12 protein-coding genes are annotated in these 11514 nt (G+C 61.0%); 3 read left to right on the forward strand and 9 right to left on the reverse strand.

Annotation, left to right across the window (positions count from 1 at the left end):
• Window positions 1–221: 221 nt before the first annotated feature.
• The 3 genes from AB4O16_RS28940 to AB4O16_RS28950 form a co-directional block, all read right to left on the reverse strand.
• Window positions 222–1658, reverse strand: coding sequence for a sigma-54 interaction domain-containing protein (locus AB4O16_RS28940; protein WP_160385831.1), 1437 nt, complete (start codon window positions 1656–1658; stop codon window positions 222–224).
• Window positions 1655–2788 (reverse strand): PAS domain-containing protein, encoded by a 1134-nt coding sequence (locus AB4O16_RS28945; RefSeq protein WP_160385830.1) that lies wholly within the window; start codon window positions 2786–2788, stop codon window positions 1655–1657. The genes AB4O16_RS28940 and AB4O16_RS28945 overlap by 4 nt, the downstream gene beginning before the upstream one ends.
• Window positions 2789–2987: 199 nt before the next feature.
• Window positions 2988–3248 carry a hypothetical protein gene (locus AB4O16_RS28950; RefSeq protein WP_460156467.1) on the reverse strand — a complete coding sequence of 87 codons (261 nt, stop codon included), beginning with the start codon at window positions 3246–3248 and terminating at the stop codon, window positions 2988–2990.
• 322 nt (window positions 3249–3570) lie between these two features.
• Here AB4O16_RS28950 and AB4O16_RS28955 point away from each other — a divergent pair, with 322 nt between their 5' ends.
• The gene (locus AB4O16_RS28955) at window positions 3571–4635 is read left to right on the forward strand and encodes a hypothetical protein (protein WP_460156468.1); all 1065 of its coding nucleotides are present in this window, start codon (window positions 3571–3573) and stop codon (window positions 4633–4635) included.
• Window positions 4636–4652: 17 nt separating this feature from the next.
• Window positions 4653–5006, forward strand: coding sequence for a DUF1428 domain-containing protein (locus AB4O16_RS28960; RefSeq protein ID WP_460156469.1), 354 nt, complete (start codon window positions 4653–4655; stop codon window positions 5004–5006).
• A gap of 14 nt (window positions 5007–5020) precedes the next feature.
• On the opposite strand, the gene AB4O16_RS28965 is transcribed toward AB4O16_RS28960, so the two are convergent.
• Window positions 5021–5215: a hypothetical protein gene (locus AB4O16_RS28965; RefSeq protein ID WP_150715044.1), complete on the reverse strand. Its 195-nt coding sequence runs from the start codon at window positions 5213–5215 to the stop codon at window positions 5021–5023.
• Window positions 5216–5337: 122 nt separating this feature from the next.
• On the opposite strand from AB4O16_RS28965, the gene thpR reads away from it, so the two are divergent.
• A complete protein-coding gene (gene thpR, locus AB4O16_RS28970) occupies window positions 5338–5880 on the forward strand; it encodes an RNA 2',3'-cyclic phosphodiesterase (RefSeq protein ID WP_460156470.1) in 543 nt (180 codons plus the stop codon).
• 242 nt (window positions 5881–6122) lie between these two features.
• On the opposite strand, the gene AB4O16_RS28975 is transcribed toward thpR, so the two are convergent.
• The 5 genes from AB4O16_RS28975 to AB4O16_RS28995 all read right to left on the reverse strand — a co-directional run bounded on the left by AB4O16_RS28975 (window position 6123) and on the right by AB4O16_RS28995 (window position 11415).
• Window positions 6123–7220 carry a polyamine ABC transporter substrate-binding protein gene (locus AB4O16_RS28975; RefSeq protein WP_460156471.1) on the reverse strand — a complete coding sequence of 366 codons (1098 nt, stop codon included), beginning with the start codon at window positions 7218–7220 and terminating at the stop codon, window positions 6123–6125.
• Window positions 7221–7375: 155 nt separating this feature from the next.
• Window positions 7376–8260 carry an ABC transporter permease subunit gene (locus tag AB4O16_RS28980; protein WP_150715041.1) on the reverse strand — a complete coding sequence of 295 codons (885 nt, stop codon included), beginning with the start codon at window positions 8258–8260 and terminating at the stop codon, window positions 7376–7378.
• The gene (locus tag AB4O16_RS28985; protein ID WP_160385824.1) at window positions 8257–9171 is read right to left on the reverse strand and encodes an ABC transporter permease subunit; all 915 of its coding nucleotides are present in this window, start codon (window positions 9169–9171) and stop codon (window positions 8257–8259) included. The genes AB4O16_RS28980 and AB4O16_RS28985 overlap by 4 nt, the downstream gene beginning before the upstream one ends.
• Window positions 9168–10310, reverse strand: coding sequence for a polyamine ABC transporter ATP-binding protein (gene potA / locus AB4O16_RS28990; protein WP_460156472.1), 1143 nt, complete (start codon window positions 10308–10310; stop codon window positions 9168–9170). The genes AB4O16_RS28985 and potA overlap by 4 nt, the downstream gene beginning before the upstream one ends.
• Before the next feature lie 343 nt (window positions 10311–10653).
• Window positions 10654–11415: a gamma-glutamyl-gamma-aminobutyrate hydrolase family protein gene (locus AB4O16_RS28995; RefSeq protein ID WP_460156473.1), complete on the reverse strand. Its 762-nt coding sequence runs from the start codon at window positions 11413–11415 to the stop codon at window positions 10654–10656.
• Window positions 11416–11514 lie beyond the last annotated feature (99 nt).

Raw genomic sequence — 11514 nt, forward strand, 5'->3', positions numbered from 1 at the left:
TTATTCAACGTATTGAATTTAAAGGGTTTATTTATTTTATTTGGCGGGGTGATAGGCAAGAGTAACTAGATGTGTAGGCGTTTTTGCAGCGCTTTCCGCAGCAAACGGGTAACTGTAGGAGCCGGCTTGCCGGCGATGGCGTCTTCAGGCTCAACAAAGAGGTTGGCTGATCTACCGCTATCGCTGACAAGCCAGCTCCTACAAAGGGCCGTGTTTTGGGGTCAATCGCGCTGCAGCTTGCGAATCAGCGTGCCGATGTCGATGCCCAGGTGCTGCGCCGCCTTGCGTTTGCTGCCGCACAACGCCACCGCCTGGAGGATGACCTGGCGCTCGAAGCGTTGAACCTGGAGCTTGAGATTCTGCTCGGGATTGTCCTCTGCTTCTTCGTCCGCCGCTGAAGCAATCAAAGGCTGAATTCGCCGCGCGGGTTCGAGCAACTCACGTGGCAGGTGATGTTCCTGCGCCTCATCGTCGGCGAGCACTGCGAGGCGTTCGAAGATGTTCACCAGTTCGCGGATGTTGCCCGGGTAGTCGTAGCTCAACAGGCGCTTGCGGCAACCGGCAGACAGGCTCAGCGACGGCTCGCGGTCTCCATTGATACGGCTCAGCAGGATATCGATGAGAAACGGCAGGTCATCGCGATGTTCGCGCAGCGGCGGAATTTCCACAGGCAGCACCGCCAGGCGATAGTAAAGGTCGGCGCGAAACTCGCCGCTGTCCACCAGGCGACGCAAGTCCTTGTTGGTGGCGGCAATGACCTGCACCTGTACGGTTTTGCTCAGGGGCGAGCCGACCGACTGAATCGTGCTGTCTTCGAGAAACTTGAGCAGTTTAGCCTGCACATGCAGCGGAATTTCGCCGATCTCGTCGAGGAACAGGGTGCCGCCCGACGCCGCCTCGATATAGCCTTGCTTGCCGCCCTGCAAGGCACCGGTAAAGGCGCCGCGCTCATAACCGAACATCTCCGATTCGAACAGACTCTCGGGAATGCTGCCGCAGTTGACGTGAATGAAGGGCCTGTCACCCCATCCGGCGGCGCGATGGATATGCCGGGCGATGGCGGTCTTGCCGACCCCGGGTTCACCCAGCAACAGCAATCGCGCGCGGCGGCGGAATGCACGCACGCCGGTATCGGCGATGCTCGACAGTTGCGGCGACAGGTGCAGTGCATTGTCCTGTGGGTCGCGCAATCCCTGGGGTTCCAGAGGTCGGCCGCCCATCGCCGGACGTCGTGGCTGCTGGCTGCCGTCGAAATCTTTCTGGGTCAGCATCCTGAACGGTTTTTCATAGGCGCCGGTAGGAATGGCGTGGGTGCTGCTGAGCAGCACGCGACCTTCCCGGGAGCGGGTCAGGGCGCTGTTGCCCCCGCGATTCAGGGCTACCAGCAAGTCGTCATAGTTCAACGCCGAACGCTGGAAAAATTCATTGTCGGACAGGCCGATGGCTTGCTGTTTGGATAATCGATTGACGCGCTCGGCCGCCAGGTTGAGAAAGCGCACCCGGCCTTCGTTATCGCTGATGATCAGTGCCTCGCCGAAGCTGTCGAGCAGGGCATGCAATGCCGGCGTCTCCAGCAATGCACTGAGCACTTCGCTACTGACGTTGACCGAGGAGCGCATGCCCATCTGCATCGTCGGGGGCAGGTTCTTGTCTTTCATGGGTGCAACTCTTCGACGCGGCGCATACCCTGGCGGCTTTCGCGTAGCACGGCGACGCGCCAGGCCACGCCTTCGCGAATCAGGATGCGCGAACAGTGCACGTTGAAACTCCGCTCACGTCCGCGCAGGTCGGGCAGGGGCAGCGTATGCCAGGTGCGTTCGGGTAACCCGTTGTCCAGCAGCAGGCGCGCGATGCCGGCGCCGTGGGTGATGCCGAAGGTTTCCTCGAACGCGGCGTTGCGCCATTGCGGTTGCAGGTGTTCGTCGATCACCAGCACCGCATCCGGCACCGCGTCGAACACGCGGCGCAGGGCATCGATGCGCTGCTCGGCGTCGTGCTGCATGCGCAGCTCCTGGCTGACGTCGCGGATGCTGCCCCACATGCGCAGCAGGTGACCGTTGACGATGGTCGCCCGCACATCGTTCTCGACGTAGGCCGGCGAGCCGTCGTGGCGGCGATCCACCGACAGTGCGCAGTCGACATGGAATCCGGCCTCGATCAGGCGTCGTACGAACTCTTCGTTGGCCGGGCTGCGCGGCCAGTACAGGCGAACCGGTTGCTGGTTGAAATCGACGTCCGACGGCATCTCGTAGACGTCGGCCATGGCACGGTTGCACAGGCGCCAGTGGGAGTCGTTTTCGAACACCTGACGAACGATTTCATCCGGGGAATGATTGATGTCCACTGCCTCGGCGAACTCGATGCACCAGTACGCGACCTTGGCGCTTTGCAGCATCTGGCTCATGACTTCATTGGCGTTGTGCATTTCGCGCAAGCGATGACCGAGGGCACCGAGGGGGATTTTCAGCAGGTGCAGGCGCGCCGCTTCCACGGTGCGCCACTCCAACAGGCCGCAGGCGACCACATGCAGCAGGCCGCCGTTGTGGCGGATCAGGGTCAGCTCCAGGCTGTGCACCTGCTCGTCGGCGGGAGGGTTGGCGAACAGCGACTTGAGGGTGCGCACCGATTCGACGTTGAAAATGCGTTCGATCGGTTGCCCGGAGAGCTCTTGCGGCGCGTAACCCAGTTGATCGCTCAGGCTGGCGGACAGGTCGATGAGCTGCCCGTTCATGCTCAGGCTGCTGGTCAGAGGCTGCGCTTTGTGGGCCAGTAAATTCAGAATGTCCATCGTTGGATCGGCTCGATTTAACTTAGGGAGGCAGTCAAGAGGCGGGCATATCGCGTGCCAACAAAAAAGCCTTCAAACATTGCTGCTTGAAGGCCGGTTGGTCGATGCGTGCTGTGATAGTGCAGCAAAATATGCAATTTCACAGCACAGGGTTAAGCGTAGCCTTGGCTGTGAAACACGGAATGACCGGTGGTCGCGATCAGAACCCGAACGAACGGGCCGCCCCTTTTGCCAGCTCGACGTCCAGCAGATGCTCGACCAGCAGGTCATTCAAAAAACGGAACTGATCGTTTATTCCGACCACTTCGTTGCTGAAATGATGGTCGGCGGCGGGCATCAGCAACGCCTCGAACTTCTCGTCGAACAGCAGGGTCAACTCTTTACGTGACTCGAATTCCTGCGCGTAGAAATTGTTGCCGAACTGCGCAAAACGCACGGCGAGGGTAACGGTGTGGATCATGATGTTTGCTCCTCGCTCAGGACGTACCAGGCAAACACGCTCAGGGTGAACGCCGTCAGGGCCAGGCAGGTCAGCAGATGGATCAGCATGATGTTCCCCTCCGGATCGGGGTTTCGTGTTGGCTTGGGATCGATCCTACGCTGACGGCCGGCAAGCGGAAGGCAATCGCGGCGATGGTGATTATCGACGCCAGTGATGGTGGTTTTTGTGCTGTTGATACGGGCCCCATCGCGGGCAAGTGCATGCGGCCACCTATACTCAAAACAGAGATTTTCCAATCACCGAGCCTCCGGTTCGATGACAACTGTAGGAAGCCACCATCGTGAACCTGCGTTCACTGATCGTCGCCGTGCTGGTGGTGTTGGCGGGATGCGCCACGCCGCCCCGTGCCCCGGTGGAGGCACCGTCGGTAATGGTCCCGGCCAGCACCTGGCAGCAAGTGGACCAGGAGATCGTCGCCGCGTCGCAGTCGGCCACCGAGCAGACCCGAATCTACGCCCGCGGCGCCATGGAATACTGGCGCACGCGAGTCTATGAGTTGACCGAAGAGAATTTCATTCCATGGTTCAGCAGTTACTGGACCCAGGAATGGCTGTCGGTGAAGGTCAGCTGGTACAACCTCAGCGCCGAGGGTGAGCAGGATGCCTCGGCCAAGCGCCTGGCGGCGTACCTGCTCGAAGCCTATCAGGATAAGGTCCTGGCCCCGGTGGCGGCGGAAATCGATCCCGATGCGATTCTTGGCCTGGCCGCGGCGTTCTACGTCGACATCCTCAAGGAAGAACTGCAGAAAATCTCCACCCGCCACGGCGTGCCGATGGCCCAGCTCAACGGGCGCATCCAGAAAGTCCCGGCCATCGCCCTCGGGCCGCCGCCGGCGCGGGATGCTTCGTTGTACCAGATCGTGCATACCGAACAGCTGAACTCATTGCCGGCCTTCGCCGCGTTGATCGACAAGATCCACAAGGCCGGCGGTGACAAGGGCGTGGGTTCGACCGACACCGCGATGGCGCCGGTGGCCAAGCGCGCCAGCCAGCGCATGGAAGCCGAGATGGCCCCGCGCGGGGCCGCGAGTGCCGTGGCCGCCGCCGCCGGGAGAATCGCCGGCGGCTTGATCACCGTCGGTGTAGCGGCCATACGCGCGATCATTCAGGCCAACGACCGGCCAGACAGCGAGGCGTTGATCCGCAGCAGCCTGGGCAACACCTTCGACAAGGCCTGGATGAAACTGGTGCAGAACCCGACCACCGGTGTCATGGCCGGCACGCTGTACATGGCGGGGCAGATCGAAGGCAATCTGGGCGGCAGTGCACAACCGCCGGTCGGTTTGAGCGCCGGCACTGTCGAATGGACGCCGGCGCAACCGACTACCCAGCAGAACACCCCATGACCCAAGGAGAAACACTCATGTCTTATGTCGATGGTTTCATTGCTGCCGTACCCACCGCCAACCGTGCGCAATACCTCACGCACGCCAGAATCGCCGCTTCGGTCTTCAAGGAAAACGGTGCCTTGAGCGTGGTCGAATGCTGGGGCGAGGATGTCCCCGAAGGCAAGTTCACCTCGTTTCCAATGTCGGTGAAGCTCAAGGAAGGTGAAACCGTCGCCTTTGGCTGGATCATCTGGCCGGACAAGGACACCCGCAATGCCGGAATGGACAAGATGATGCAGGATCCGCGCATGAAGCCAGACGTCAATCCGATGCCCTTCGATGGCCAGCGCATGGTCTATGGCGGGTTCGAAGTACTCCTCCAGGCCTGACGCCGCACGCGGGATCACTCCGGCGTCGGGGTGATCCTGCAACTCTTGCGCTGGCGGATCTCGTCGTCCGTCGGCCGCTCGCGGACGAACTCGAAGCGCGGCTCACCTTCGCTGTAATGCACCAGCCAGCCCCATTCCAGCTTGAGTTCATCCTGACCTGGTTCGGGCGGTCTGGCCCACCAGGGCTCTTTGCTGATGATCTGTCGCATGGTCCCCTCCGGTTTTGCGGGATGCCAGAACTATAACTCGCCAGCCGCCCGGCGCCACAAATGCGCTGGCCGGCTGGCGGGTGTTGAGTACACTCAGACAGTCTTTGATCAAGGAGTGCGGCATGAACGACGAAACGCGCGAGCCGTTCAAGCGCCTGTTCTTTGCGCTGGACTGCGCCCCGGCCCAGCGCCGGGAGATAGCCCGGTGGCGCAGTGCGCTGCAGTTGCGCAACGGACGGCCGGTGCCGGCGGACAACTTTCACCTGACGCTGAAGTTTCTGGGGGCGGTGGCGGTGGCGCAGATCGCCGAGATCTGCACCGCCGCGGCGTCCATCCGCGTGCCGGGCGAGCGTTTGACGGTGCAACTGGATCGGCTGGACGTGTGGCGCAGGGCAGGGGCGCTGGTGCTTGCGCCAGAGCAGGCGCCCCCGGCATTGTTGCGCCTGGTGTATGACCTGGAACAGGCGATGTTGCCGTTCGCACTGGAGCAAGCGCCGAGGGAATACCGTCCGCACCTGACCCTGGCGCGGGACTATCGGGCGTCGGTACCGGAGTCCCCGACCGCACCGGAGTTCTTCCTGAGCGCCGAGCGCTTCACTCTGTTCGAATCCCACAAGGGCCGTTATCGGGCACTGGCCGAATGGCCGTTGAACGGTCCCCAATAAAAAAAGGCGCCCGAGGGCGCCAACATTCACCTGAACCGAGGGAGCCAGGTGAGGCCGTTCTACTTGCAGGAGAGGCAGCGGTGGTAAGGCGCTGCGTGAACGGAAATGGGTAAAGCTGAAATCTGTGTTGGATGTGAGGGCCCCATCGCGAGCAAGCTCGCTCCCACAGGGATCCCGGGGACCTCAAGGTACATGCCGTACCTGTGGGAGCGAGCTTGCTCGCGATGGCGATTTCGAGTGAATTATTGGCCCAACTTCACCTTGGTCCAGCCACGGGTCATGACCCGCTGAACGGCGATCGGCTGGTCCGGCACGGCATAGAGCGTGGCCATCACCGCTTCCGACGGGTAGGAGCCCGGTTCGTTGCGGATGGCTTCATCCACCAGTGGCGTGGCCGCCGCGTTGGCGTTGCTGTAGCCGATGCTGTTGGTGATGTCGGCGATCACGTCGGGGCGCATCAGGAAATTCATGAACAGGTAAGCGTTCTCGACGTTGGCGGCATCGCGCGGGATGGCGAGCATGTCGTAGAAGCTGGCCGCGCCTTCTTTCGGGATGCTGTAGTCGATCTTCACTTTGTCCCCGGCTTCCTGGGCGCGGGCCTTGGCCTGCAGCACGTCGCCGGAGTAACCGACGGCCACGCAGATGTTGCCGTTGGCCAGGTCGGAGATGTATTTCGACGAATGGAAGTACGCCACGTTCGGGCGAATCTTCATGAACAGCGCCTCTGCTTCGGCGATGTGTTGTTTGTCCTGATCGTTCACCGGGTAGCCCAGGTAGTGCAGGGCGGTCGGGATCATTTCGGTCGGCGAGTCGAGGAAGCTGATGCCGCAGGCTTTGAGCTTCTCGGCGTTTTCCGGTTTGAACAGCAGGTCCCAGGAGTCCGTCGGGGCATTGGCGCCGAGCACTTCCTTGACCTTCGCCGGGTTGAAGCCGATGCCGATCGAGCCCCACATGTAGGGGATGGCGTGGGCGTTGTCGGGATCGCTCGCGGAGGCGTTTTTCAGCAGCACCTGGTTGAGGTTTTTCCAGTTCGACAACTTCGACTTGTCCAGTTCCTGATAGACGCCGGCCTTGATCTGCTTGGCCAGGAAACTGTTGGACGGCACGACGATGTCGTAGCCGGATTTGCCCGCGAGCAGGCGTGCTTCAAGGGTTTCGTTACTGTCGAAGACATCGTAGGTCACCTGGATGCCGGTCTCGTCTTCGAACTTCTTGACGGTGTCCGGGCCAATGTAATCCGACCAGTTATAGACGCGCAGAACCTTGTCATTGGCCTGGGCGCCCGTGGCGATTGCGCCCAATAAGGACAGTGTCAGCAGAGTCCTGCCAAGCATTTTCATCGGTACAACTCCATTTCTTTTTTATTCAAAATCACATAGCAAACATTTGTAGGAGCGAGCCTGCTCGCGAAAAACGCAAGGACGCCGCGTTGATTCAGACAGCCAACGCCATCGTTTACCTCCATCGCGAGCAGGCTCGCTCCTACAGGGGGGCATCAGGCCGTTGCGCCTGCCATTTGTTTTTTCGGTTGCTGCCAGGATTCGCTGGCGGTCTGGTCCATGGCTTCCTGGATCGCGCGCTTGCGGCTTTCTTCGGCGCGGCGGCTGAAGTACCAGACCATGAAGGTCACGATGGAAACCGCCAACAGGATCAGGCTGGCCACGGCGTTGATCTCGGGCTTCACGCCCAGACGCACCGCCGAGAACACTTCCATCGGCAGGGTCGTGGAACCCGGGCCGGATACGAAGCTCGCCAGCACCAGGTCATCCAGCGACAGGGCGAACGACATCATGCCGCCGGCCGCCAGTGACGGCGCGATCATCGGAATGGTGATCAGGAAAAACACCTTGAATGGCTTCGCACCCAGGTCCATGGCCGCTTCTTCGATGGACAGGTCCAGCTCGCGGAGGCGGGCGGAGACTACCACCGCCACGTAGGCAGCACAAAACGTGGTGTGGGCGATCCAGATGGTGACGATGCCACGCTCCATCGGCCAGCCGATCATCTGCGCCATGGCCACGAACAGCAGCAACAGCGACAGACCGGTGATCACCTCAGGCATCACCAGCGGCGCGGTGACCAGGCCACCGAACAGCGTGCGGCCCTTGAAGCGGGTAACGCGGGTCAGCACGAACGCGGCCAGCGTCCCCAGTGCAACGGCTGCGATGGCGGTGTAGCAGGCGATTTCCAGCGAGCGTCCCACCGAGCCCATCAGTTGGCTGTTATCCAACAAACCGGCATACCACTTGAACGACCAGCCACCCCACACCGTCACCAGCTTGGAGGCGTTGAACGAGTAGATCACCAGGATCAGCATCGGCAGGTAGATGAACGACAGGCCGAAAATCAGCATGAACTTTGAAAATCCGAAGCGTTTCATCCCCGTGCCTCCATCTCTTTGGCCTGGCTGCGGTTGAACAGCAGAATCGGCACAATCAGGATCAACAGCATCACCACCGCCAGGGCGGACGCCACCGGCCAGTCGCGGTTGTTGAAGAACTCTTGCCACAACACACGGCCGATCATCAGGGTTTCGGGACCGCCGAGCAGTTCCGGAATCACGAACTCACCGACCACCGGAATGAACACCAGCATGCAGCCGGCGATGATGCCGTTCTTGGCCAAGGGCACGGTGATTTTCCAGAAGCTGTTGAAGGTGCTCGAACCCAGGTCGGACGCGGCTTCCAGCAGGCTCTGGTCGTGCTTGACCAGGTTGGCGTACAGCGGCAGCACCATGAACGGCAGGTACGCATACACCACGCCGATGTAGACGGCGGTGTTGGTGTTGAGGATCTCGATCGGGTGCGACGTCAGCCCGGTCCACATCAGGAAACCGTTGAGCAGGCCGTTGTTGCTGAGGATGCCCATCCACGCATAAACGCGGATCAGGATCGCGGTCCAGGTCGGCATCATGATCAGCAGCATCAGCACGTTCTGCGCTTCCTTGCTGGCCTTGGTGATGGCGTAGGCCATCGGAAAACCGATCACCAGGCACATCAGCGTGCTGAAAAACGCGACCTTCAACGAACCCAGGTAGGCGGAGAGGTACAGCACATCCTCGCCCAGCAGGGTGTAGTTGCCGATGTTGAGCATCAGCTGGAATTTCTGCTCGGCGAAGGTGTAGATCTCCGAGTAGGGCGGAATGGCCAGGGCCGCTTCCGAGAAGCTGATCTTCATCACCAGGAAGAACGGCAACATGAAGAACAGGAACAGCCAGATGAATGGAATCCCGATGACGAGCTTGCGCCCGCTGGGGACCAGTCTCAGGAATTGCTGATTGAAGGTTTTCATGCGCGCAGTACCACGCCGCTGTCGTCTTCCCACCACACGTAGACCTGATCGTCCCAGGTCGGACGTGCACCACGGCGTTCGGCGTTGGCCATGAACGACTGGACGATCTTGCCGCCAGGCAGTTCGACGTAGAACACCGAGTGACCGCCGAGGTAGGCGATGTCATGCACCTTGCCGCTGGACCAGTTGTAGCGGTTGTCCGGCTTGACGGTGCTGACCAGCAGTTTTTCCGGGCGGATCGCGTAGGTGATCGACTTGTCCTGCACCGAGGTGCTGACGCCGTGACCGACGTAGATCTTCTGCTCCAGGTCCGGGCTGTGAATGATCGCGTGACCTTCCAGGTCCTCGACCACGGTGCCGTCGAAGGCGTTCACGTTGCCGATGAATTCGCAGACCATGCGGCTGACCGGTGCTTCATAGATGTCGACCGGGCTGCCGATCTGGGCGATCCAGCCCAGGTGCATGATCGCGATGCGCTCGGCCATGGTCATGGCCTCTTCCTGGTCGTGGGTCACCATCACGCAGGTCACGCCGACGCGCTCGATGATTTCCACCAGCTCCAGCTGCATCTGCGAGCGCAGCTTCTTATCCAGTGCACCCATCGGTTCGTCGAGCAGCAACAGCTTCGGACGCTTGGCCAGGGAACGGGCCAGGGCCACGCGCTGGCGCTGGCCGCCGGACAGTTGGTGCGGTTTGCGCTTGGCGTACTGGGTCATGTGCACCAGGCGCAGCATTTCCTGCACGCGGGCGTCGATTTCGGCCGCTGGCAAACGGTCCTGCTTGAGGCCAAAGGCGATGTTCTGCGCCACCGTCATGTGCGGGAACAGGGCATAGGACTGGAACATCATGTTGATCGGTCGTTCGTACGGCGGCATGTCGGTGATGTCGACACCGTCGAGCAGAATCCGGCCTTCGGTCGGGCGCTCGAAACCGGCGAGCATGCGCAGCAGCGTCGATTTGCCGGAGCCGGAACCGCCGAGCAGGGCGAAGATTTCACCCTGGTGGATTTCCAGGGACACATCGTCCACTGCGGTGGTTTCGTCGAATTTCTTGGTGACGCGATCGACTTTCACCAACACCTTTTTCGGTGCCTGGTGACCTTCAATTGCCTTCCTGTAAATGCTGGAGGCGTTTGCCATTTGAAACTCCCAACAGGTTTCAGTCGCCCGGCCAACACGGCCCGGCTTAATAGTGGATTGCAAACCCGGAGTCGACGCCGCCTCTCTGTAGGAGCGAGCCTGCTCGCGATGGTCGCCAACGATGACGCTGGCAGTCTGAATGCCCGCGCTGTCCGGACATCCATCGCGAGCAGGCTCGCTCCTACAGGGAATTGCGTTTCCCGTCCCGGGTTGATTCGGCGCCGCCGTCCTGGCTGCCTGGTAGTACTTGTTGTTATCGCAGTGTGTTGTTCTGGCGAGCGGGACGCGCAAAAGCGCCTGCCCGCTCGCGTGGGCAGTCAATCGTTGAATGTGGGTTGGGTCGTCAGCTCGAGTGACGCAGAGCCGCCCGTTGCCGGCAGGCTTCGCCGAACGCCTGGAAAATACTCAAGTAAGGAGGGTTATCCAGCACTTGCCATTCCGGGTGCCATTGCACGCCGAGGGCGAAGGCCTTGCTGTGCTCGACCGAGATCGCCTCGATCAGGCCATCGGGCGCGACGGCTTCGGCGCGCAGGCCGGGCGCGAGGCGGTCGATGCCCTGGCTGTGAATCGAATTGACCTGGAACACCGGTGGCAGGTCCAGCGCCTGGAACACACCGCCGGGCTGCACATCCACCGCATGGGCCGCTGCGTATTGCACGGCCAGGTCCGGGTGGTTGGCTTCACGGTGATCGAGGAAGCCCGGCAGCTCATGGACTTTCTGATGCAGGCTGCCACCGAACGCCACGTTCATTTCCTGGAAACCACGGCAGATGCCGAGCACCGGAACGCCCGCTGCAATAGCGGCGCGGATCAGGGGAAGGGTGGTGGCATCCCGCGCCGGATCATGATCCGTACCGGGGGCGCTGTCCGGGCCTTGATAGTGGAAGGGTTCCACGTTCGACGGCGAGCCGGTCAGCAACAGACCGTCGAGCTGCGGGAGCAGATCATCGATTTCGGTCAGGTCGCCCAGGGAAGGAATAACGACAGGCAGCCCCAGCGCCGCAACGCTGACAGCACGCAAGTACTTGTCACCGCTGATGTGGTAGGGGTGCAGGCCAATCTGTTTGACGCACGCTGTAACGCCGATCAATGGCTTGAATGCCATTTTTATCACCTCGAAGTTTCACACTTGAACGAGCTTTTCCGGAGCTTAGCCTTGTTGATTTTAATTAACAACTCTCATGTAAAAAATTCTAAACGCCGC

This window comes from Pseudomonas sp. S2_H10, assembly GCF_054668285.1.